Annotated in this window: 18 protein-coding genes; 4 read left to right on the top strand and 14 right to left on the bottom strand. The window is 58.1% G+C overall.

Annotation, left to right across the window (positions count from 1 at the left end):
* Positions 1–2 precede the first annotated feature (2 nt).
* On the top strand, positions 3–1,019 hold the full coding sequence (locus tag CJ187_RS00890; RefSeq protein WP_102216171.1) for a glycosyltransferase family 2 protein: 1,017 nt from the start codon (positions 3–5) through the stop codon (positions 1,017–1,019).
* 125 nt (positions 1,020–1,144) lie between these two features.
* On the opposite strand, the gene CJ187_RS00885 is transcribed toward CJ187_RS00890, so the two are convergent.
* Both CJ187_RS00885 and CJ187_RS00880 read right to left on the bottom strand, forming a co-directional pair.
* A complete protein-coding gene (locus tag CJ187_RS00885) occupies positions 1,145–3,178 on the bottom strand; it encodes a DUF6541 family protein (RefSeq protein ID WP_102216172.1) in 2,034 nt (677 codons plus the stop codon).
* Between the two features lie 127 nt (positions 3,179–3,305).
* Complete coding sequence (locus CJ187_RS00880) at positions 3,306–4,625, bottom strand: nucleotide sugar dehydrogenase (RefSeq protein WP_102216173.1); 1,320 nt, start codon at positions 4,623–4,625, stop codon at positions 3,306–3,308.
* A gap of 191 nt (positions 4,626–4,816) precedes the next feature.
* Here CJ187_RS00880 and wecB point away from each other — a divergent pair, with 191 nt between their 5' ends.
* Complete coding sequence (gene wecB, locus CJ187_RS00875; protein WP_102216174.1) at positions 4,817–5,881, top strand: non-hydrolyzing UDP-N-acetylglucosamine 2-epimerase; 1,065 nt, start codon at positions 4,817–4,819, stop codon at positions 5,879–5,881.
* Positions 5,882–5,956: 75 nt separating this feature from the next.
* Here the strand turns inward: wecB and CJ187_RS00870 are convergent, their stop codons facing one another.
* From CJ187_RS00870 to CJ187_RS00850, 5 genes are all read right to left on the bottom strand, one after another.
* A complete protein-coding gene (locus CJ187_RS00870; RefSeq protein ID WP_102216175.1) occupies positions 5,957–7,990 on the bottom strand; it encodes a DUF6541 family protein in 2,034 nt (677 codons plus the stop codon).
* Positions 7,983–9,119 (bottom strand): glycosyltransferase, encoded by a 1,137-nt coding sequence (locus CJ187_RS00865; protein ID WP_102216176.1) that lies wholly within the window; start codon positions 9,117–9,119, stop codon positions 7,983–7,985. Before CJ187_RS00865 ends, CJ187_RS00870 begins: the two co-directional genes overlap by 8 nt.
* Positions 9,116–10,195 (bottom strand): glycosyltransferase family protein, encoded by a 1,080-nt coding sequence (locus tag CJ187_RS00860; RefSeq protein ID WP_146003063.1) that lies wholly within the window; start codon positions 10,193–10,195, stop codon positions 9,116–9,118. Before CJ187_RS00860 ends, CJ187_RS00865 begins: the two co-directional genes overlap by 4 nt.
* 93 nt (positions 10,196–10,288) lie before the next feature.
* The gene (locus CJ187_RS00855; RefSeq protein ID WP_102216178.1) at positions 10,289–12,019 is read right to left on the bottom strand and encodes an asparagine synthase-related protein; all 1,731 of its coding nucleotides are present in this window, start codon (positions 12,017–12,019) and stop codon (positions 10,289–10,291) included.
* 106 nt (positions 12,020–12,125) lie between these two features.
* A complete protein-coding gene (locus tag CJ187_RS00850) occupies positions 12,126–13,397 on the bottom strand; it encodes a glycosyltransferase (protein WP_102216179.1) in 1,272 nt (423 codons plus the stop codon).
* Positions 13,398–13,491: 94 nt separating this feature from the next.
* On the opposite strand from CJ187_RS00850, the gene CJ187_RS00845 reads away from it, so the two are divergent.
* Entirely contained in the window at positions 13,492–14,580 is a 1,089-nt protein-coding gene (locus CJ187_RS00845) for a glycosyltransferase family 4 protein (protein WP_102216575.1), read from the top strand.
* On the opposite strand, the gene CJ187_RS00840 is transcribed toward CJ187_RS00845, so the two are convergent.
* From CJ187_RS00840 to CJ187_RS00825, 4 genes are read right to left on the bottom strand one after another with little or no spacing between them, the layout of a single operon-like run.
* Entirely contained in the window at positions 14,581–15,834 is a 1,254-nt protein-coding gene (locus CJ187_RS00840; RefSeq protein WP_233187315.1) for a lipopolysaccharide biosynthesis protein, read from the bottom strand.
* A gap of 33 nt (positions 15,835–15,867) precedes the next feature.
* Positions 15,868–16,854, bottom strand: a complete 987-nt coding sequence (locus CJ187_RS00835) for a Gfo/Idh/MocA family protein (protein ID WP_102216181.1) — start codon at positions 16,852–16,854, stop codon at positions 15,868–15,870.
* Complete coding sequence (locus tag CJ187_RS00830; protein ID WP_102216182.1) at positions 16,854–17,954, bottom strand: DegT/DnrJ/EryC1/StrS family aminotransferase; 1,101 nt, start codon at positions 17,952–17,954, stop codon at positions 16,854–16,856. Before CJ187_RS00830 ends, CJ187_RS00835 begins: the two co-directional genes overlap by 1 nt.
* Positions 17,947–18,549, bottom strand: a complete 603-nt coding sequence (locus CJ187_RS00825) for an acyltransferase (RefSeq protein WP_102216183.1) — start codon at positions 18,547–18,549, stop codon at positions 17,947–17,949. Before CJ187_RS00825 ends, CJ187_RS00830 begins: the two co-directional genes overlap by 8 nt.
* Before the next feature lie 117 nt (positions 18,550–18,666).
* Here CJ187_RS00825 and CJ187_RS00820 point away from each other — a divergent pair, with 117 nt between their 5' ends.
* A complete protein-coding gene (locus CJ187_RS00820; protein ID WP_102216184.1) occupies positions 18,667–19,341 on the top strand; it encodes a glycosyltransferase family 2 protein in 675 nt (224 codons plus the stop codon).
* A gap of 92 nt (positions 19,342–19,433) precedes the next feature.
* On the opposite strand, the gene CJ187_RS00815 is transcribed toward CJ187_RS00820, so the two are convergent.
* From CJ187_RS00815 to CJ187_RS00805, 3 genes are all read right to left on the bottom strand, one after another.
* Positions 19,434–20,405 carry a glycosyltransferase family 2 protein gene (locus CJ187_RS00815; protein ID WP_158237715.1) on the bottom strand — a complete coding sequence of 324 codons (972 nt, stop codon included), beginning with the start codon at positions 20,403–20,405 and terminating at the stop codon, positions 19,434–19,436.
* Between the two features lie 84 nt (positions 20,406–20,489).
* Positions 20,490–21,533 (bottom strand): glycosyltransferase family 2 protein, encoded by a 1,044-nt coding sequence (locus tag CJ187_RS00810; RefSeq protein WP_102216186.1) that lies wholly within the window; start codon positions 21,531–21,533, stop codon positions 20,490–20,492.
* Between the two features lie 149 nt (positions 21,534–21,682).
* Positions 21,683–22,909 carry a DegT/DnrJ/EryC1/StrS family aminotransferase gene (locus CJ187_RS00805; RefSeq protein ID WP_233187316.1) on the bottom strand — a complete coding sequence of 409 codons (1,227 nt, stop codon included), beginning with the start codon at positions 22,907–22,909 and terminating at the stop codon, positions 21,683–21,685.
* Between the last annotated feature and the right edge of the window lie 18 nt (positions 22,910–22,927).

Genomic DNA, 22,927 nt, shown 5'->3' with positions numbered 1-22,927 from the left:
CTGTGGTTAATACTCCCCTGTTGTCGATTGCGATTCCCCTGTACAACAAAGAGCAGTATCTGCGGGCGTGTTTGTCATCTATTTTTGAGGCGGCACACAACTGCGATTGGGTTGAGGTCCTGATCGTCAACGATGGTTCCACGGATGGGTCGATGCAGATTGTCGCGCAGTTCGAAGCGGATCGGCGGCTGCGGGTGGTGACGCAGAAGAACGGTGGGGTGTCGAAGGCGCGGAACACGGCGTTGCGTGAAGTCCGGGGGGATTTCATTTGGTTCGTGGACGCTGACGACATGGTTGCGCCAGGTGCCCTCAAGGTAATAAAAGCGGACCTGGATAGGTGGGCGGCGGACACGGAATTGTTCGCGTACCCGATGGTGTTGAAGAATGCGGATTTGTCGGGTGATGAGCGCGTGCTTATGACGTATATGCATCCGCAGCGGCATCGAATTGAAGGGCATGCGAATGTGAAGCGTCGGTTCCCAAGTGTGACGCAGGCACCGTGGTTGGTGAACTTGGATATTCAGGTGGGGATGCGGGTGATTGCCCGGAGTTTGTTTGATCGTTCTGGCTTGGATTTTCCACCGGGTTTGATTTATGAGGACCTGGCGACTCTGCCGCGTCTTACCATGGCGGCGCGTGGCATCCGGGTGAGTCGCAAGCCGTTGTGCTGGTACTTCAACCGGGTAGGTTCGATTATGAACACGCCAGATTTGCGGCAGAACCTGGATATTATTCCGGTGGCGAAGATGCTTACGCAGTACGCGTTAGATTTTGACGATCCACGCGTGTACTTGGAGGCGGAGTTTTTAGCGGTGGTTCATTTGATGGCGGCTACTTACCGGCGGGTGTATGAGATTGATCGGCGCGCCCCCGAACTGCCGGTGCTGCGCGACACGCTGCGGACCCTGTATCCGAAGTGGCGCGAGAACCCGCTGGTGCGGGCGTTGACGTGGAAGCGGCGGGCCCTATTGGAAGCAAACGCTCTTGGGTTAGGGTTCATTAACCGCTTCGTTGGATAAGCCGCTTGGCCTCGGTGATACGCGCGCGTTCTCGTGCCCCACTTGCATAGAGCGCCGCTCCCCCTGTTCCGCACATATTCTGGCATTACATGTACCCGCGCCCGCATTACGTACTTTTTTGCGCGTTATTTATGGACGGGGCAGTTTTTGATTTCGAACACGCGAGCCCCGTCGGCCTTGTCTATTAGCTTGAGGGCATCGGGGAACGCTTCGGGTTTGAACTTGGCTAGCCCGTCGAATTGCCCGTCGGATTGCTTCCCAATCCAGTAGTGTGAGCTGTCGGCGTACACGTACTTGATCTTGTGCTGCGCAATCCGCTCGCACAGGGGGGCGTCGTGACCGAACTTGTCGAAGTACTGGCCGATGTAGTACTGCGGGTACTGCCACGCGCCATCCAGGTGACGGAACAACACGGGTTGGCCCGTTAGTGCGTACACCAATGTAGTGCCTGCCCGCGGGTCCCCTATAACCACGCCACCGGGTTGGAGTTTGTTGCCCAGGCGTTTAATCATCTGGATCTCATCTGCGCTCACCAGCGAGTTTGGCCCCACCCCGGGTTTGTACTGGTAGAACTGCGCAAATTTCGCCTGCGCCTCCGCCACGCCCAGGCCGAGCGAAGCGATTATAAACACGACTGTGGTGGTAACCGCCCCCCACTGGCGCGCACGCGCCCCGAACCGGGGTTTACCAACGTGCCGCAGCGCGTCTAACCCGATCCCAGCCATAACGGCACCGAAAATCGGGAGTATTCCCCCCAGGCGCGCTTGGTCGTAGTACCAGAAAGCGGCCAGTTGGTAGCCGGGCAGCTGGTCTGTTTGCAACGCGATGTATACCCAGGCGAACACAATCCACGCGGCCACGAGCCACAGGGTTTGCAACCGCCGCACGCACACCACCATGCCAACGAGCAGCACAATTCCCAGCGCAACCGCCGGGATCCGGTAGGGGCTTTGCACGTCTAGCCCCAGTTTCACCAGTTCGCGCAGCGCATTACCTTCAACGATGCGCTGCGATTCCCATTCGGCAAACCATTCCCACAGGCGCATCCGGTAGATCAGCGCTATCCCCCCGACTGTTCCCAGCAGGCACAGCCCCAGCACCAGGTATTGACCCGCGTGGTAGAGCCGCCAGTTCCTCAAGATTTTGAACGTCCCAAATAGCATGAGGAACACGAGTGGCACGATCGCTGCCAGCACGCCCTGCGGGTGGGCCAGGCCAATCGCAAGCGTGACGACGAGGCACAGGGCAGCTGTACGCACACGCAGCGCACGTGGGGGCGCGGCAAGGAACAGCTGTACTAAGCCCGCCAGTAGGAGCGGCAGGAGTGCGTACGACAGGGTGAGGGGCCAGAGGGTACCGCGCGTGGCGGTGAGCTCTGGGAAGGTGGAGTACGTGGTTGCCGCGAGCGCCACGGCAACCGGTACGAACCGTCGGCCGGGTGCGAGTACCGCCGCGAGGCATGCGGCTGCCATCGGCCAGATGACCGCGCAGGTGATGAGCGACAGGGCGTTTGCTGCGACGATCACGTCTGTGCCCGGGGTGATGAGGGCGGCGATGTCGTGGAACGCAGCTGGGTAGAGGCCGCCGCGGACGGACTGGTTTTCTTGCAGCATGGTTGCCACGGCGGCGAGGTTGCGGGTGGATCCGTTGCCGGACTCGAGGATCCACCGGATTGCGGACAGGTGGAAGATGCCGTCCCAAGTTTGCGGTGGCAGATGCGGGTCTTTAATTCCGGCGATGAATGCTCCGAGTGCGAATGGGAAGCTGATTAGCGTCCCCCATACGGCCGGGCCGATCCGCGGCCGCTTGCTTGCGCTACCGGTCTCCAACTGGAAGTCACTCGCAGCGCGGAGTTCACCAGACTGAGGTTGGCGAGAAATCAGCCGGGTCGCGAAGAACCTCAAGAAGATATACCGCAGGAAATGTAGGACAGCGAACGCAGCCAGCGTGGCGATAACTAGTGGGGGCCACGAAAACTGTAGGTCTAAGAGGGGCAACGCGACCGCCAGGCCCGCAACCCACGCGATCGACACGGCGGGAGCGAATGCCCACATGTTGAAGCGGCGCGTGCCGAGCGCGGATAGGAGCATCACGCCCGGCACGTAAATCACTACGAGCGCCAAGAAAAATGGCAGTATCAGGGAAAACCAGTTCAGCATTCTTTTGTATCCTCAGCGCCGTTTTGTGTCCCGCGCAGCCAGTGGCGCGGATGGTGTGCCAGCTGTTGCAGCTCAGTGTCTGCTGACAGGGCTCGCCCACCTGGGTTTGTGCTGCGCGGGCTTTGGGTTACGCCTGGTGGCCAGTTTCTTCTGGGACGCGGTCACCGATCACGATGCGTGGCGTACCTTGCCACAGTTGCGGGTCGGTTACGCGGCGGCCGTCGAAAAGTAGTTTAATGCCCGGCAGGTCGCTGGGTTTGAGGGTTTTGTATTCCGCGTGGTCGGCTTGCACGATCGCGGCAGTGACTTCCTCTCCCAGGTGGTAGGCGTCCCAACCGAAACCGGCTAGTTCTTCGTCGGTCCACATGGGGTCGTGCACCAGTACCTTCGCGCCGCGTTCACGCAGTTGGTTCACGGTTTCAAAAACACCGGAGAACGCGGTTTCTTTTACGCCGCCGCGGTAGGAGGCACCGAGTACAGCCACGGTTTGCCCTTTGAGGTCACCGAGGAGCTCTTCTACACGCCCCACCACGTAGGCGGGCATGCCAGCGTTGAACGTGCGGGCGGTGCGGACTACGGAGGCGTCGGGGTCGGTTGATAGGTACAGCCGCGGGTACACGGGGATGCAGTGTCCACCGACGGCGATGCCAGGGCGGTGGATGTGCGAGTAAGGTTGCGAGTTGCACGCATCGATCACCGCGTTCACGTCGAGCCCTACTTTGTCCGCGTAAACTGCGAACTGGTTCGCTAACCCGATGTTCACATCGCGGTAAGTGGTTTCGGCAAGCTTAGCCATTTCGGATGCTTCTGCTGTCCCCAGGTCCCACACCCCGTTTTCGCGCGGTAGGTCGGGGCGCTCATCGAAGGTGAGCACGGTTTCGTAGAACTCGTGCGCGCGTTTTGCGCCTTCTTCTGTGAGTGCGCCAATCAGTTTCGGGTAGCGGCGCAGATCTTGGAAGACGCGGCCGGTGAGTACGCGTTCGGGTGAGAACACGAGGTGGAAATCGCTGCCTTCTTTGAGACCTGAGATTTCTTCTATCATCGGTTTCCAGCGTCCCCGCGTGGTGCCGACAGGCAGGGTGGTTTCGTATGAGATGAGGGTGTTTGCCGTGAGGTGTTCAGCCAGTGATTTCGTGGCTGCGTCCATCCACTTGAAGTCTGGTTCCCACGTTTCGTCGTTGACGAACAGGGGCACTACGATAACGACCGCGTCTGCGTCTGGGATCGCCTCCGCGTAGTCAGTGGTTGCGCGCAGTTTTCCTGCGGGAACTAGTTGCGCTAGTTTTTCTGCCAGGTGCGCTTCCCCAGGAAAGGGTTCTTTACCTTCGTTAATGGTGTCGACGGTTTTCTGGTTCACATCCACACCGATGACTTCTTGGCCACTTTCTGCGAACTGAACGGCTAGTGGTAAGCCGATTTTCCCCATTGCAACTACTGCTACGCGCATTGATACCCTTCCGATCGTTCATGTGCTGAATCGATTCTACAGCTTCCAATATTATAAATGGCTGTGCAACCGCGAACCAGACCCCCTATTGATGGTTGCGACTAGGTTGCGGGGCATTACTGTTCAGTCGTGCCCGGGTGCGGTTTGAGTAGCGTGCAGGCCTGTTTCTTGCGCTGTGTAAACTAGTAGTCATGAAGCTTATGTCTGTCGTGGGGGCGCGCCCTCAGTTTGTGAAGTTAGCTCCGATTGCGCATGCGGCTGCGGCTGCGGGTGTTGAGCACACGGTGGTTCACACGGGTCAGCACTACGATCCGATGCTTTCAGATGTTTTCTTTGAGGATCTGGGGATCCCTAAGCCCGATGAGCACCTGGGCGTTGGGTCTGGTTCGCACGGCAAGCAGACGGGCGCGATGCTGGCGGCGCTGGACGACATTTTAGAAAAGCACCGGCCCGACTGGGTGTTGGTGTACGGGGATACGAACTCAACGTTAGCGGCTTCCCTTTCCGCCGTTAAATTGCATTTTAAGGTTGCGCACCTTGAGGCCGGTTTGCGGTCTTTTAACCGGGATATGCCCGAGGAGATTAACCGCGTGGTTACTGACCACTGTTCCGATTTACTTTTGGCGCCCACTGAGGTGGCTGCGCAGCATTTAGCGTCTGAGGGGCTAGCAGCTCGCACTAAAGTGGTGGGCGATGTGATGACGGACGTGTTGTTTGAAACGCGCGATTCGGTGGCGCACCGGCCCTCACCAATTATGGAGAAGTTCGGTTTCTCGGAGGGAGAGTACTTCCTAGCGACGATTCACCGGCCTGCCAACACGGATTCGAAAGAGCAGTTGGACGCCGTGTTAGAGTCGCTGGCCCGGGTGGATGCACCGGTTGTTTTGTTGGCCCACCCGCGGCTGGTTGCGAAGGCGAAAGAACATGGGCTGGCGCTTAAACGTGGGCACTTGCTTTCCCACCCCCCGTTGGCGTACCCCGATCTGGTGGCGTCGTGCCTGCATGCACGCGGGGTGATCACGGATTCCGGCGGCCTGCAGAAAGAAGCGTTCTTACTGCGAACTCCATGCACAACTGTGCGCACGGAAACCGAGTGGGTAGAAACTGTTGAGCTGGGGTGGAACGTGCTGGTTAACCCCGGTGACGACCTCGTGTCCGCAGCAATGCGCCCACGCCCCACGTACACGGATGTTGCCCCCTACGGGGACGGCAGTGCTGCACAGAAAGTTATCGAAACACTCCTCGCGCAGCAGTAACCCCTTTCCCAGCTTGCGCGTTCGGAAACTCTCCCACCGGCAATGCTGGGGCTCCCATTGGAGACCGCATTAGCGCTACCAGCGGCCGCACGCATCAATCTGCCAGAACTTAGCGCTCCCACCCTCATCCAACAAAGTGAAGCCTTTGGACAGGTCAACGTTGTACATTCCAGGTCCGCGCCGCAGCTGGGAGGGGACGGGGAATCGCCTCATCTTATCTGAGTAGAAGTAGCGGATCTTGTACTTCTTCAAAATATGGCAAACCCGAGGATCCGTGTGGATCCGCCAGAAATTGTTCGCCAAATACATGTTCTCCTCATCCGGCTGGGAGACCGACCAGTACTCCAACTGCTTATAAACCACGGGCACGTTCTCCATCGGATACAGCAGCACAGAACCATTAGATGGCTCCCCCAGTACCTTGTACCCAGGTTCCACCTCAGCGGGAACCCGTTTAATCATCGCCAGCTCAGACGCATCCGCCAGATCATACAAATCATCCGGCCCCGGTTCGTACAGCGTGTGCGCATCCGCCACGCGGTTCGGTGCATGCAACCCCGCTCCCAGCAACATGAGCACGCAGGTAGCCACAATAACCGGCTTCTTAGGGGAAAACTGCACGCGCCTTCGCACAGCCCGGCTCAGCTTCCCATCACCCACTCTGCCAGTAACAACCAGGTGCACAGTGAGCGCCGCTAACAGCAAACATGGGATCGCTAGAATCGGCATAACCCGGTAGGTGGACGCGTAGAACACGCTGGCGTACATAGAGATGATTCCCAGAGGGAACATGGTGCTGAGCAGCAGCAACGTGAGTATCGCCCAAGACACCGAAAGCCACCTGAGGTAACCCGCGCGCCAAGCAAGCACTACCCCCAGCAAAATCGCGGCCCCCATTACCAGCAAAACCAGCTTGAGGACGATCCCGCCGCCTCCACGGGGAAAGAACGACACTGCTGACCACAGTTTAAAAATCGGATTGTGCCAATCCACGCTCTGGCTATACTCCAGCATGTTCGAAATACTCGTGTTCATCAGTGGCACAATGAGCACCGCCAGCAATCCGATCACAATCGCAGACGAACGCACAATCTTTTGCTTAAACGTCCAAGACGTAAACCAAACGCGCGCATTCCCCACCAGCACGCCTGCAGACAACGTGACCGTCAACGCGAAGAACGTAGCGGGATACGCGGCGGTCGCACCCGCAACCGCTAGCACCAGCAGCAAACCTTGAATTATTAACACGCGTACGTGGTGGCTCGGATCATCCTCAGGCCTGCGAATTGCCCTAAAAAACGTTAACGCAAACGCAATTAACCCCGGCACAATCGCCAGCCCCAACGCGTTCGGCCACCGCGCGGTAGTAACCAAGAAGTACACGGGAAACACCGGCAAAATCGACGCGAGGCCCACCACGTAAAACGGCGCCCCCCACAACCGGGGCAGCCCCACCTGTGCTAACGAAGCCATCGTCACCAGCCAGATGAGGCACACGGCCAAAAGCACTGCTTTCGAAGCCAACACCACCGTCGAAGGCGTAGCTATCAACGCCGTCAACTGATGCCAAACCGCCGGGTAAATCGCTGCAGCCCTACCCAGGCCGTACATGGAACGGAACGCGGTTAGGGGCGAAGCATCCCCCGTGTTAAGAATGCCTTGCGCAGCCGACATGTGGTAAATCGGATCATTCTGCTGCGGTGGTAAATCCAGCCCGGAAGCAAACGTGATCGGCACCCACATCAATAGCGCCGCCACCACAATAAAGGCGGTCAACAATACCTTGTCGCGCCTACTCATCCGCACATACACGTGCCCGGCAAAAGCACCGTGTACCACCCGCTCACGCCCGAGTACCAGCAGCCCCAAAGCCCCGCACAGCACCACGGATACGGCAAAAAACACTGCGAAAGACACCGGTGACCAGCGGATAGAAAGGAACGAGAATGCCAGTGAGGCCGCGGTCGTTAGCCCCGCGGTCCACGCCGGCGCTACCGCCCACATGCTCAAGCCACGCAACCCCAGCAGTCTTACACACAGGGCACCGGGTAGGAACGCTACCGCCACTGCAAGAACCGATAGCCACAGCAGTGTGCCCAACTCAGCCATTCATCGCCTCCAAAACGACCTTCGCGGCATCCAACCCCGTCTTCTTCGTAGAGCGATGTTCCACCACCCACCGATGTAACCGAGACCGGTCTAGCTGACCATTCATCACCTGCAGCATTGCATCGGCAACAGCCTCAACGTCATGGGCGCACGCAACCCCCAAATCATACTGGCCAATATCATCTACGGCAGGGCCCGGGCCGGCGTACACAACGGGAGTGCCGCATGCCAAACCCGCCAAAATCTTAGTCGGATACGCAAAATCGTAGCCTAAACCGGGTTTAATAGACGCTAGGTTCCCCACTGCCCCACGGTAGTACTTCGCCACTTCCTGCGGCGGCATGAGATCACGGAAAATGATGCGCTCATCCCCGTCAGCCACCTCTTGCAAATGCTGCCAGTCTGCTCCCTGCCCCACAAAAACAACCTTTGTTTGCGGAGCAGTCTCCCACACCTTACGTACAGCACGAATAAAAACGTCAGCCCCCTGCCACTCCGAGGTGGTGCCAGCGTAAATAAAGTACTCGCCGTCCACAGGCCCGCACGGCCCCTCGGGAGTTAATACCTGCGTATCCACCCCGTTGGGGACCACTACAACCCGCTTTGCCCCCAGTTCACGGCAACGCTGGGCCACGCCATCACTCACCGCGATTACTGCATCTGCCCGTCGCATCGCGAAAGATTCCATTGCCCGAACCGCGCGCACCACAATCGGTGGCACCCCGGTGGACTCGGAAGCGTCAGACCAAATATCTGCCGCGTAATACACGTGCCGGAAGCGCTTCAAAAGCGCAGCGGCAGCGGTAACCACCCCCGTGGTTGGTGGCGGCTCATTTACCACCACGGCATCCGAGGGGAGGCCCAGAAGGCGGAAAAACAGTGGAATGTCGAACGACATGTACTGCAGGTACCCGCGCACGTAACCCGTCTTATCGCGCAAAACTGGGAAACGTTTGACCTCGAAGGGGACGCTCGCGTCAAAAGCCTGTTCCTCGGCTTCAGATTCAGTTCTGGTGGTTAAAACCCGCGTAACACATTTTTCTGACAAGGCGTCAGCTAAGGCTTTTAGTCGAAACGACGCTGCTGCTGGTTCTGGCATAAAAATCCGCGAAGCCACGTAAGCGATCATGCTGCCCCTCCCATCAGGTCGCGCGCCACCTGCCGAGCACGCGCAACCCACGTATGCTGGTGCCGCAACGCCAGCACCCGCTGCGTCGCCGCCTTAACCTCCTGCGGATCAGACTGCAGGCGGGCCAACAACCGTTTCAAATCAGCCACTTCATTGTTCACAACCCACCCCACATTCATCTGCTCAACCAGTTCCGCAACCAGTGTTCCCGTGTTCGCAACCACCGGCTTACCCGCAGCCAAATACTCATAAAACTTTACCGGCTGCGCAAAACTACCGTACTGCGAATCCAACCCCACGAACGCAACAGACGCAGCATCATATAGCGGGTCCAACCCATCGCCAGACGCATGCGACACCTGAATGCGCTCACAAGCCGGGTACTCATGCCCATGCTCGTTCCACTGATTGCGCGGAACACACAGAGTTGCTCGGACCTCAGGCAAATCTGCTACCGCTTGGGTAAGTGGCTTCAACCGGTACTGCCCGGTAATACTACCCGTGTAAAAAACATTAAAATGCGCCGGCACCTGGCCATCTCCACGCAGCTGCCCGCCCGGCGGTAACTCCAAGGTGGTAGCGTGCAACTCAGGCACAAACGCTTCCATGCGCCGGCTTGGCAAATACACCACATCCGCATACTTGTTATACGTAGCTACCTCGTGCTGATACAACTTGGTCAGCGGCCACGCCAACGCTCCCACCTGGCTGCGCCACAAAGAATCGAACTTCCAATAAATATCGCGGTAAAAAACCCCTACCGGCACGCCCTGCTGGTGGAAAAAACGAAAAATTGCCCGATCCAACCCCAAATACACCGGCAGGTGCTTCGGTTCCGTAATGGACGGTGGAATCGTCGCGTTCTCACTGTAAACAAAATCAATGCGCAAACCGTTATCCATGTGCTCACGCAAATACCGCAACCGCGCCCGCCGCTCACGCGCGTGGCCAGTAATCTCAAATACTTTGTACCCCGCTTCTTCCAACGCATTACGCATCTTAATAGGGCGGATAGCTGATGCAGAAACCCGTTCCGGCTCAAGAGCATAGGGCGTATGAAATACGCAGGCAGGCATGGACAGATCCCTTCAATTCGTCGCGCGGTACACCAGCTGAACACAAAGTGGATACAACTTAGCCGAGTCTAGCACTCTACCTGCCCCCATCACCTACCGTAGCGGAGGCACCACATTTGCTTGATTCCACTGATTATCCAAAAACAGCTCGCAATAAAGGCCAATCTGACGCATCCCACCCAACAGACGGAGGCCAATCTCACGTTGCGACAGATTTCCGCACAGCGCTTCGAACGCCATTGGGTGACGCATCTCCGTCACAACACTGGACATCCGGTTGAGCTTGTGGCGCAGACCAATCTTGATCAGCAACGGAATCAGCACGCGGCGCAAAGCCGGGGGAATCCGATCTACTGGCGCACCCTGATACTTCAGCTGCTCTTGCGCCCACGCCTGCGTCTGACGCCCTCCAAACACGCCTTCCACAGGTTCATCCGCCACAAGCGCATCCGTAAACTCGCGGTACCACGTGCGCGCATTATCGCGAAACACCGCCCCCGCCTGGTTCCACACCTGCCACATTTCCACATCGCACATCGGCAGATCCCAACCGTAGCCAAAAAACTCGTACGCCCGCATGGAGTTATTAATGTACTTCGACTGCCGGTTCAACACATCAAATGCTTCCACAATATTAACTCGGCTCGGCACGCTAGCGAACGCGCGGTAGTCCTCAATAAAGCGCTCAATCTTCGCCTTCGAATACCCACACCTGGCGCCAAACAAGGGTTCGCCCCGCAGCATATAGTGGTGCCGGCTAATGATCTCCACCAGCTCCCCCGTAGGCGTATCCACCCGCTCTCCCAAACGGGTTTCACTTAGCTCATCGTGCCACACGCCCACCACCGTGTGCCCCGGCAAAACCACCGCATCCTCATCCACCAGACCACGCGCCCTTAGCTGCGACAGCGCATACCAATCCTGAATATGCGGCAGCGCCTGCGCGTCCCAACAGTACTCAACAAACCGTTTCGCCTCGCTCCCAGCCCAGCTTCGGCGAACCTCACGCGGATCCAAATCGATACCAACCCAACTCACGCCAAAACGGTCCGCTACTTGCCGCGAAATCGCGACCTCGCTACTACCCGTTTTACCGTACGTAAACGCGCGCAGATTCGGGTATTTCGCCCGGCTCAGTAACGCCACCAGCAGCCGCGAATCAATCCCACCCGAAAGCGGAATCAGCAACTGCCGCCCATCCGCATACTCCATCGTGCGGCGCAGCACCACTTCCAGCGCCCGCTTCATCGTTTGGGACATCTGCACGGGGTCCGTAACCTCCTCAGGTCCGTAACCGTGCATGTGGTAGGGACGGATTTCTACCGTCCCTTCCCCGCTATCTTTCCCATTTTTTGGCCTGAGGGTAATCACGCTGCCCGCTGGCGCCGCACTCACGCCCTGCAGCAACGTGTCGGTGCCAACAACGAAGCTGGTGTGCGCAAACTCCGCTGCAGCAGCGCGGTTCAACGCGTTGAGCCCAAACTCATTTTGCAGCGGCTCAGGCCGGTCGGCAATCACCCACTTACCTGCGGCGTGGGCAAACAGCACAGAGTACGCGCGCGACCGGTTCGTCACTATCGCGACCTCGTTTGCGCAAACCACTACGGCGGCGAACATCCCGGTTTGCCGCGTCGCCCAGCGTTGCAGTTGTTCTATCGAAAACCCCTGCGGCGCAACGTTGTGGTAGTTAGAGCGCCAAAACAGCGTGTAGGCGTTACCTTGCGAATCAGTGCCCTCAATCTTGCGCCACCCGGCGGCTGCGAGTCGGACCTCGAAACTGCCGGAACTGTATCGATACGCAAGTACCACATCTGGATATGTCATGGACGTAATTTTATAAGTCCATGAACGAAAATCCCCTCAATTTGCTACCACAAGTGTCGCATTTCACGCGCCATGCTACTAACGTTAGTTCGCGGTTTGTCTCGCATTACTTCGCGGTTTGCCTCAGCCGGTTAGCAATGTCGTTAGCCATCCACCGGTACTGCCGTTTAGCGTTCGACATCGCATCCCACGTGTCGTGCGCAGCGATGCACATGCTTTGATACTGCTCATCATCACTATCGATAACCTGGCGCATCGCCTGCGCAAAATCCTCTGCAGTGCAATCAACCGGGACCACAACCCCGTTACTCTGATCGTGCACGATCTCCGCGGTACCACCCGAAGAGGTCGCCACCACTGGCAGTCCATAAGCCTGCGCCTCCATAATCGAAACGGGCACACCCTCGCCGGTCGAAGAGTTCACGAACAAGCTCATATCCGGATTTGCATAAAGGGCGCGCGCCTGCTCGTTAGGAATGTAACCGGTGAACTCCACCTCGTTGCGGATCCCCAGTTCTTTCACCAACGCCTGCTTAGCCGCAATCTTCTCGTGGTCCCGCTCCCCCACGTGCGTCCACCGGAAACGGTACCCCCAGCTTTCCAGCACCGCGAGCGACTCAATGAGCAGCTCAATACGCTTGTAATCAGCCAGGTGCGAGCAGCTGACTATCCAAAACGGGGGTTTACGGGTGCGGCGTACCCGCCGTCCTTGCGGAACCCCCAGCCGACGCACCGCAACTTTGTGGGCCAGTTGGGGAACGCGCCGTTTCAAAATCTCCTCAGAATAATTTGAAATCGCACACACCCGGTTAACCACCTGCATTAAATACGGGCGGGCGGGTAGGTAACCACGGGGCGAATCGTCTTCGTCCACATCGTAGGCGTGGGCGCGCGACATGATCGTAACCGGAATCCCTTTGAACTCATTCTCTTTGAGCTGCTGCGCTACGGCCACGCCCGTGTAGAACCAGTAGGAGTACAGCACTACGGATGAGTACTGTGAGAAATCCTTGTCTTTAAGCGCTTTCGACACCCGCTCGTAGACCTCTAAAGCGTGGGTGCCGAATCGGATATCCATCATGATCCATTCAGGTTTACGCCAGTTACTCCAGTCCACTAGTTCCGGGCACGTGGCCATGAGTTTCGGCAAGTACGCGCCAGCGGTAACCCACTTGTTGTCGCTGAACGGTCGACCTGGCAGTACCGCACTTGCGTTCTTTGGTAGGGCGCGGGTTTGCCGGTCGGGTTTGTGCGCCCGCATGGGCACGCACAGTACCTCATCAACCGCATCAGCTAAGTACCCTATTTCTTGCTCAAAGAACTCTTCTCCTACTTCGTACGGAAAAAAATCTGTAAGCACCAGAACTAGCTGATTCATGCTTCCCCTCTTATGGTTGCGCCCAAATTGTCCCTCATCAGCATGGTAGTCTATAAACGCTTCGTAGTCTTTTGATATCCGCTGGAGGATGCAGTTGCGTATCGCTATTGTCACGCCATGGTTTCCAACCCGGGTCAATCCCGTTTCTGGTTCGTTCGTGTTGAAAGATGCCACCGCGTTCCAGCGTGCGGGCTTGGATATTCTGGTGTTGCATCTAGTTCCTCCGCATGAGGACGATGGCGTGCGACAAACCTACGTTGAGGGGATCCGCACTATCCGAATCCCGATGTCTACTAAGAACCCGGTGGATATGGTGCGGGCCCGAGCTTCGCTCACCCCTTATCTTGAGGGAGCGGACATCGTGCACACGCAAGCCCTGAGCGCAATCGAACCGTTTGTTTTCAAACGCCCGAAGCAGCCGTGGGTGCATACCGAGCACTGGTCTGCCATAACTACGCCCAGTACCCTGAGTGAGCGCGAACAGAAACTGCTGCCGTACCTGTTGAAGATGTCCGCACTGCCGGACGTAACGGTTTCCGTATGCCAGTTCTTAGCGGACGCAATCAGCCCAGCGCGCAGTAAACGCATTGAGATTATTCCGTGCCAGGTGCCTTCACCAACCCGGTTGATGCCGCGCCGGCCTGATCCGAAAGACTTGCGACTGATCTGCACGGGCGCGTTGATTGAACGCAAAGACCCGATTGTCGCGGTAAAAACACTGAAGGTACTGCAAGATCGCGGGCATGCGGTGTCGTTAACGTGGCTTGGAGAAGGCCCCTTGAGGGAATCGGCGCAACAGCTCGTTAAGGAACTCGGTGTGAACGCCACCTTCCCGGGCACTAAATCGCCTGCTGAAGTGCGGGTTGCCCTCGGGGAGGCGGACATGTTCTTTGGCCCCACTCGGGCCGATAACTTCTTTGTGGCCGCAGCGGAATCGATTGTTAACGGCCGGCCCCTGGTGGTGGGTGCGAACGGTGGTCAAGGTGAGTACATTGACCCGCGCGTGGGCGCAACCGTACCGGTTCAAGACCCGGTGGCATACGCGGACGCGATCGAAGACGTCCACCGGCGCACCCAGAACCTCAGCGCCCAAGAAATCGCCGCAACCGTAGGTGACCGGTTCGAACCCCACACCATTGCCCGCCAATACCAGCAGCTGTACCAGGAACTTGCCGGGCACTAACTACTGCGCGTCAGTTCCCTTACGGTCGTAGCGTTTAGCGGCGATAAGCGACATGGTCGTCATGATCACAAGGCACACGAACAGGACGGCACCCAAACCGTAAACCGTGGGCAGCAGTTCGAACGGAGAGAACCACAGCCAAGCCAGTGGAGCCGCCGCATAGAATACGGCGAAACCAAGTAGCCAGTGCTGGGTCCCGGTGACCACGAACATCGTTGAAATCGGGGAGGTGATCAGCAGCATCGCCACCCCCGGAATCAGTGCCTGCGCGTAATACCCCGAATCTGCCCACTGCGAACCAAACACGAATGGCAGCAACCAGGGCGCCACCACGTACAGGGCAGCGAACGGTAGCACTCCAATCTTGATGGATCGCACCACCGCGTTCTTCACCTCGCGGTACATGTCCCCCGGTTTAACCAGCGAAAGTTTTTGGAAGAACACTTGCGAAACCGCGGAGTTAATTAAGATCACCGGCACGTTCACCACGCGGTTAGCAATGTCGTACTGACCCAATGCCGACGCGTCCGCCATCCCGATCAGTAAGTTAATACCATTTAACCGCAGCGCATCCACCAGCGCGTTCGGCCCGTTCAACACCGGCATCTTCCAGTGCTTACGCGCAAGCGTACGCATTGAATCCGCACCCTTCGTGTCGAGCCGGCGAAAATCCTTTGCCCGCACCATAATCGACGTGAACGCGATCGCGTAGCCCGCAATTAATCCAGTGACCATACCGGGCAGACCACGGAACCCCACGGCCCCCACGGCTACTTGGCTTCCCGTAGACCCCACCTGCTGGTTCAGACGATTCAAAGCGATGGTCTTGTACTCAGTTTTGCGGTTAAACCAAAACTGGATCGCAGCCATCCCACCCAGCAAGAAAGCCGCGACGCCCACCAGGGGTATCATGCGCGACAGCGCGGGCGTAAAATGCTGAGCCAAAAGTGGGCGCGCCAGCACCAAAACCAACGTCGCGACCGCCGCGGAGAACGCCAGCAGCCGCAACGCTAGCAGCAGCATGACCTTCGCGTTGCGATCATCGTGCTCCAGCATCAATGCCATGTCGTAGCGGCCCGCACCTACCGCAACGATGATGCCCACGAAGGAGTTGAACAAGGCAAGTTCCCCAACCGCTTGGCTGCCGTACATCCGGGTGATGATCATCATCATTAAGAACACGATTACCTGGCCGATAGCGGTACCAGAAACCAGGGTGAGGACGTGACGTAAAAACGGTGAGGATTCACTCACCGTTTTTACGTATTCTTTTATCCGCGTGAACACTTAGAGTTGAACCGCTTCACCCGACTCTGCGGAACGCAACACCGCTTCCACAACCCGCATGGTTTGCAGCCCCTCACGCATCGACACGTGCTCGGACCCACCATTTTGGATCGCGTCAAAGAAGTGTTCGTGCTCCACCCGCAGTGGTTCGCGTTTAATCAACGCGAACCGGGTTACCACGCCTTCGGAAACACCGCGGAACGCAGCGATCTGCTCCCACTCGAGGGGGAACTTACCGTTCTCGTAGAACGTCAGGTCACTCATCGCCGTGTCCGCCACCAGCGCGCCCCGCTCACCGGTAACAATCGTCATCCGGTCTTTAAACGGAGTCAGCCAGTTAACCAGGTGCGACACGAGCACACCGTTTTCTAGCCGTGCGGACGCGGTCACCATGTCTTCAAACTCGCGGCCAGAACGGTACGAAGTTTGCGCATACACGGACTTGTAGGGTGAACCCGCAACCCAAGCGGTTAAGTCTACGTCGTGGGTCGCCAGGTCCTTAACTACCCCAACGTCAGAAATCCGCGCGGGGAATGGTGACTGGCGCCGGGTAGAAATCTGGTAGATCTCCCCCAGAAAGTTCTCAGACAGTAGGCGCCGCATTTCCAGCAGTGCGGGGTTGCAGCGTTCCACGTACCCAACCGCGCCCACCAGGCCGGCTTCCTCAAACGCTTCCACCACTTCCGTGCCCTGCTCCAGGGACGCCGCCAGGGGTTTTTCCACCATCGTGTGCACCCCGGCCTGTGCGAGTTTCAACGCAGCCTCATGGTGATAAACAGTTGGCACCGCAACGATCGCCGCGTTAATACCCGCGTCGATCATTTCGTCTACGCCCGAAAGCACTTCCATCCCCTGGGCAACTTCGAACCTGTCGCCGTTAGGATCTGCAATTGCCACCAAGTCGACGTCATCATTTTCACGCACGTTCCGAACGTGATGGCGGCCCATCGACCCCAGGCCGAGTACACCTACGCGCAGCTTAGTCATTACGCACCTGCCTTAGCGAGCGCGTTCACCGCGGTGACGATGCGGTCAAGCTCTTCTTGTGTGAGCGAGGGGTAAACCGGCAGGGACACCACGTGCTTCGCTGCTTCTTCCGTGGCGGGCAGCTCAAGGTTCGGGGCGTACGGAGCCAACGAGGGGAGGCGGTGGTTTGGAATCGGGTAGTACACGCCGGAGCCGATCTGGTATTCATCACGCAGCGCCTCCATGAACCGATCCCGGTCCGTGTCTTCCACGCGGATCGTGTACTGGTGGTAAACGTGTTCCGCGCCCGGCGCCACCTTGGGGGTCACTACGCCTTCCAGGTTCTGCGTGAGGAATGCAGCGTTTTCTTGCCGCTTCTTCGTCCACGCTTCCACCTTCTTCAGCTGCGTCCGCCCGATTGCCGCGTGAATGTCCGTCATCCGGTTGTTAAGGCCCACGAGTTCGTTCGCGTAGCGCTTTTCCATCCCCTGGTTGCGGATCAGCCGGGCTTTGCGCGCCAGTTCGTCATCACCCGTAGTGATCATCCCGCCCTCACCGGACGTCATGTTCTTAGTGGGGTAGAACGAGAACGCGCCAAACGTACCGAACGTACCTACTTTCTGCCCGTCAATTCCCGCGCCGTGGGCTTGGGCTGCGTCTTCAAACAGCATGAGGTCGTGTTTTTGCGCGATTTCTTTCAAAGCCGGCATATTCGCGGGGTGCCCGTACAGGTGCACCGGCATGATGCCGCGCGTCTTCGGGGTGATTGCCGCTTCAACCGCCTGCGGATCCAGGCAGTAGTAGTCGAGTTCAATGTCCGCAAACACCGGGGAGGCACCCGTGATGGCAACCGAGTTACCGGTACCAGCGAACGTGAAAGACGGAACGATCACTTCGTCCCCTGGGCCGATTCCGCTGGCGAGCAACCCAATGTGAAGCGCGGAGGTACCGGAGTTCACCGCTACACTGTGCGCACCCGAAACCATTTGGTTAGAGAATTCTTCTTCAAACGCTGCCACCTGAGGTCCTTGCGCAACCATGCCGGAACGCAGTACCTCGGAAACTGCCTCAATCTCATCCTCACCAATCAGGGGGTGAGCAGCGGGAATCATGTCACTCATTAGAGTTTTCCTCTTTCAGTTGATCTTCGTTTACTTCACGGTATCGCGAACCGGTCTGCGGGCAGACGAACACGCCGTCACCGCGGTCTTCTAATCGCGCTCCAGCTTTTCCGACCCAACCGATTCTTTTTGCGGGCACACCAGCTACCAGTGCGAAGTCGGGCACGTCGCGCGTCACTACCGCTCCGGCTGCTACGGTGGCCCAACGGCCAATGGTCACGGGGGCGACGCATACGCTGCGCGCCCCAATGGCGGCTCCTTCTTTGATGGTCACTCCCACGCTGTCCCAGTCGGACGCGGATTTGATGGTGCCGTCGGGGTTTACGGCACGGGGAAAGTGGTCGTTAGTGAGTACCACGGCCGGTCCGATGAACACCCCATCTTCGATCACAGCGGGTTCGTACACGAGGGCGTAGTTTTGAACTTTGCAGTTATTGCCCATCCGCACGCCCTCACCAATATAGGCGCCTCTGCCTATGATGCAGTTTTCACCTAACTGCGCGTGTTCTCTAACTTGCGCGAGGTGCCAAACTTTAACGCCGTCACCCAACTGGGCGTCTGCAGATACGTCAGCACTACTAACAACCGTTGCCATACGTCTCCCTTTATGTTGACTGCTTCGAGTTTACCCGCCCACGGGTTTGCTTGGAAATCGATGTGGATCACACTTCGAATGCGTGGATTACGGGTTTTTCATGGCACAATGAGGAGCATGAGCTTGGTAGATAAAACGTGGTTAGTTATTCCCCTTTACAACGAGGGCACAGTAATTAGGAACGTAATTGAAGAAGCCAAGCGTACTTTTCCGAACATTATTTGCGTAGATGATGGTTCGCGCGACAATTCTGCCCAGGAGGCTCATGCTGCGGGTGCTTACGTGGCTACCCACCCGGTTAACTTGGGGCAGGGAGCGGCGTTGCAAACGGGGATTGATTTTTTCCTCACTCAAACTGATGGCCGGTACTTGGTGACGTTTGACGCGGATGGTCAGCACGATGTGAACGATGCGCTTGCGATGGTGCAGGCTGCTGAGAAGGAAGATTTAGGGTTCGTGTTCGGGTCCCGTTTTTTGGGTGGCAAGCTTGAGGCTGGGCTCATTAAGCGCATTATGCTTCGTTTCGTAGCGTTCATCACGCGTTTGCGCACCGGGGCGGTGTTAACGGATGCGCACAATGGGCTGCGTGCGATCCGCAGGGATGCGGCGATGCAGGTGAATTTGAAGCAAAACCGGATGGCGCACGCAACCGAGATTGTGTACGCGCTGCTTGGCACCGGCTTGAAGTGGAAAGAGATGCCCACGCACATTCGGTACACGGATTATTCGCGGGGTAAGGGTCAGTCGATCCTGAACTCAATCAACATCCTGGTTGAACTAATCATGAAGTAAGCCCTGCCCTGGCAGCGCGCATGGGGAGCGTCGCCCGGAGGTGAATGCAGCCACCATGTGTGCAAAACAAGGCCAGAACACGGGTACAACCGTTAGTTAACGCCGCGGATTTTGCGGGCAGCGGCGTCGGCAAGCATCAGTGCCCTCAGACCGCAAGTACTGCGGTGGTGCACCAGCTGTGCCATTAGTTGATACCGCAGTGGTGCCCGCGAGCGCAAGAACGGGTTGCTGCTCCAGTGCGGGTATTGGGCCTCAAACTTGTCAAATAGCGTCCGCATTTTCTGCCCGCTAAGCCGCGCCCGGTTCACCTGCATCACGCACGACATGATCACTTCTTGAATGTAAACGTATTCCAACGCGTCCGGGTAACGGTCCCCAACGTGCTGGGCAATAAAACTGAAGGCCGCGAACGAGTTCTCAATTGTTATCGCCCGGTTGCGCGCAGATAGGGATCCGGGGTCCACGGAGTACTGGTACAGGGGTTCGGGTAGGTAGTAGATTTTTTCTGCTCGCGCACACGCCGTTTTTGTGAAGACCGTGTCTTCGTGGCGGCGCAACGGTGCGAACCGCAGGTCGTTTTCGGTCACAAGTTCGCGCCGGTAGCATTTACCCGAAGTTATGCCCATGATTAGTGCAAGCGCGGCACTCGGCTCCACCCAGCCCGCTTGCTCACCGGCGACCATGGGGTAGGTGAAGTCCGTTTTCGGGGTCACTGCGTGCAGGTCGTAGGCAATGATGTCGGGTTCGTGGGCAGCCACGACTCGTTCCAGTTGTTGGGTTATTGAGGGGGCAAGTTGATCGTCGGCGTCCAGGAAAATCAGGTATTCCCCGGTGGCTGCTTGGATCGCGCGGTTACGCGCGGGGCCGGGTCCTTGGTTTTTTGGTTGCCGCAGGCGTATCCACCCGTGTTTTTCTGCGACGTGCTTGAGGTTCTGCGCGTGCCGGCGCGTAGAGGCATCGTCAACGACAATCACCTCCACGTCATGGGGTTCGAGGGTGCGCACCAAGGTGGGTAGGTGCGCAGAACCGTTGTAGTAGGGAATGATCACGGAAAAACGGGGCACGGGAACCTCCTGAGCAGCGAGCTGACGTACATTTATATGGACTTACGGCATTTTACGGCGACGTAACTGTTGACTAATTGACGGCTACCGCTCATCTTTACAGAGTCTGCACTGCAGGTACTGCACGCTTCCGCGCGCAATTCCCACGAGGGTACCTGCGCCGTACGCCACGTGCAGCAGTGGGAAAATCCCCGCGAGAGTGACTGCGGTTTTGGCGTCACCCGGTTGTGCGGACGCGCTCATGAGGGCGTCGGCGGCTGCGTACGAACCTGTCACAGCGGAAAACCAACCGGGTTTCCCCGCCGCCGCTCTAGCGCCGGTGACCCCCAGCGCGGTGACGAACGCGAGCGGTACCAAGTGGTGTTTGCCCACAGATCCGGGTTGGATGAACAGGGTGCGGCCGATCCAGTAGCCGTTGCCGTATTTTTGCTTCACCATGGCCCGCAGGTTCGGGCGGATCAGTTGGTAAGAGCGGATCCGCGGGTCAAACCGCAGCCGGTAGCCCGCCTGGCGGACCCGGTAGTAAAAATCGTTGTCCTCGGTGCGCACCAGAGCTTCGTTTGCGAACCCTACTTTTTCCACCACTTCCCGCCGGTACGCGCCGTGAAACAGGGAATTCACGTACTGCTTGTGCTGCGGTTTCCCATTCGATTCGCGCGTGTCCCCGCGGTAGTTCGCCGGGGAAGATCCGAACACGGACGTTTCTGCTTTCAACAACACGTGCTCCCACTCTCCCGCGTCGTCAGGTACGATCGCTGGGCGCGGGCCACCGACCACGTCCTCACCTTCGGCCAGTACTGCGGCGATGGCGGATAAGAAATTCGGTGCGATACGCGCGTGCGCATCGACTCGCACCGCTACCTCACCGGTGAAGCGGCGTAAAAACACGTTCCACCCGCACGCTTGAATGCGTCCGGGGTTATCCGCCACGATCACGTTCGAATACGAATGTTTGCGCGCAACGCGGTGCATCAGCTCGCGGGTGCCATCGGTCGAACCTGAATCCACGAGGACCAGTTCGATCCGCTCCGCCGGATAGTCTTGCCGCGCAATATCAGTCAGCAAGTCCGGCAAATACGCGCGTTCATTCAACGCTATGATCCCGATGCTAATCGTTGGACAATCCATAGTCCCGCTTCCCCCTCTATCCACTCCGAGCCTCACGTGCAATCCGTACCCAGCGGTGCGATTCACCGCGGGAGCTTACCGCGCCGATCCGCTCCCAACGCGAGCGGCAACCACTCACCCGGTCCGCGGGCGCGCGCACGCCCTCAGGCTTAAATTATTTCCCTAACGCATTCCACTACGTATTGAACTTGCGCGTCCGTCAGCCGCGTGTGTAAAGGCAAGGTTACCTCGTTCGCGTATTGCGCATACGCGTTCGGGTAGTGGGCGATGCCGAACCCCAGCTGCCGGTACGCCGTGAGCATCGGCAACGGCTTGTAGTGCACGTTCGTCGCCACGCCCCGTTCAAACATTTGGTCAATAAAACGGTTCCGCGCAGCCTCGTCTTTACCATTTAAACGCAGCAAATACAGGTGGCCAGAAGACGTCCAACCTTGCCCGCGGTGTGCGTACGGCGTGCAGGGCAGTCCATTTAAGCCGGTGTCGTATTGTTTTATGAGGTCCGCGCGCCGCCGCAGAATTTGCTCATACCGCCCCAGTTGCGACAGTCCCAGGGCCGCGGTTATGTCCGGCATGTTCATTTTGTAGCCGGGGAACGCAATATCGTATTCCCACGAGGCTCCCCGCGATTTTTCGAGTGCGGTTTTGGTTTGCCCATGCAAAATCAGTTGTTGCACATGCCGCGTTAGCTCCGGCCCCACCGGAAGTTCTTTGCGCCACGTTAGCGCCCCACCCTCTGCTGTGGTGAGGTTCTTAACCGCGTGAAAGCTGAACGCCGTGAAGTCCCCCAGCGCGCCCGCACGTTTACCGTCGCGCCGTGCCCCCAACGAGTGCGCCCCGTCGACAATCACTGCGGCCCGACCCAAAGCCTCCTGCAAGTCACTAGCGGGTTTAAACAGGTGTCGATGCGACTCAAGAACCTCAAACAATTCCGCCGTATCTACCGGGTAGCCCGCTAGATCAACGGGAATGATCGCTTTCGTGCGCTCCGTAATCGCCTGCGCCCACTGCTGCGGCGACGGCACAAATCTTCCCGGCTGCACGTCAACCATCCGGATCGTCGCCCCGGTGTGGGCAACCACTGATGCAGACGCAGTGTACGTGTAGGCCGGCACCACCACCTCATCGCCCGGGCCTACCCCCAGGGCCCGCAACGCGGTTTCTAAAGCCGCGGTCGCCGAGTTCGTCAAAACCGTGTCCGCGCTGCCACAATAGTTCGATAACGCGTCGCGAAAACGCTCGCCCACCGGGCCAGACGTAATCCACCCCGAACGGAGCACATCCACCACCGCGTCAATGTCCTCAGGGGAAATATCAGGAGGGGAAAACGAAACCGACATCCGGTCTTGCTGCTGCGGCACACGCTTTTTATCAACCATGCTTCCCATCTTAATGCC

The organism is Gleimia hominis, assembly GCF_002871945.2.
Classification (GTDB): domain Bacteria; phylum Actinomycetota; class Actinomycetes; order Actinomycetales; family Actinomycetaceae; genus Gleimia; species Gleimia hominis_A.
This window is presented reverse-complemented; position numbering and strand designations above follow the sequence as displayed.

Excerpts from the sequence above, each read along its gene's own strand:
- CJ187_RS00885 (WP_102216172.1), bottom strand. The coding sequence starts at position 3,178 with ATGCTGAACTGGTTTTCCCTGATACTGCCATTTTTCTTGGCGCTCGTA.
- CJ187_RS00880 (WP_102216173.1), bottom strand. The coding sequence starts at position 4,625 with ATGCGCGTAGCAGTAGTTGCAATGGGGAAAATCGGCTTACCACTAGCC.
- wecB (WP_102216174.1), top strand. The coding sequence starts at position 4,817 with ATGAAGCTTATGTCTGTCGTGGGGGCGCGCCCTCAGTTTGTGAAGTTA.
- CJ187_RS00870 (WP_102216175.1), bottom strand. The coding sequence starts at position 7,990 with ATGGCTGAGTTGGGCACACTGCTGTGGCTATCGGTTCTTGCAGTGGCG.
- CJ187_RS00865 (WP_102216176.1), bottom strand. The coding sequence starts at position 9,119 with ATGATCGCTTACGTGGCTTCGCGGATTTTTATGCCAGAACCAGCAGCA.
- CJ187_RS00860 (WP_146003063.1), bottom strand. The coding sequence starts at position 10,195 with ATGCCTGCCTGCGTATTTCATACGCCCTATGCTCTTGAGCCGGAACGG.
- CJ187_RS00855 (WP_102216178.1), bottom strand. The coding sequence starts at position 12,019 with ATGACATATCCAGATGTGGTACTTGCGTATCGATACAGTTCCGGCAGT.
- CJ187_RS00850 (WP_102216179.1), bottom strand. The coding sequence starts at position 13,397 with ATGAATCAGCTAGTTCTGGTGCTTACAGATTTTTTTCCGTACGAAGTA.
- CJ187_RS00835 (WP_102216181.1), bottom strand. The coding sequence starts at position 16,854 with ATGACTAAGCTGCGCGTAGGTGTACTCGGCCTGGGGTCGATGGGCCGC.
- CJ187_RS00830 (WP_102216182.1), bottom strand. The coding sequence starts at position 17,954 with ATGAGTGACATGATTCCCGCTGCTCACCCCCTGATTGGTGAGGATGAG.
- CJ187_RS00825 (WP_102216183.1), bottom strand. The coding sequence starts at position 18,549 with ATGGCAACGGTTGTTAGTAGTGCTGACGTATCTGCAGACGCCCAGTTG.
- CJ187_RS00820 (WP_102216184.1), top strand. The coding sequence starts at position 18,667 with ATGAGCTTGGTAGATAAAACGTGGTTAGTTATTCCCCTTTACAACGAG.
- CJ187_RS00810 (WP_102216186.1), bottom strand. The coding sequence starts at position 21,533 with ATGGATTGTCCAACGATTAGCATCGGGATCATAGCGTTGAATGAACGC.
- CJ187_RS00805 (WP_233187316.1), bottom strand. The coding sequence starts at position 22,909 with ATGGTTGATAAAAAGCGTGTGCCGCAGCAGCAAGACCGGATGTCGGTT.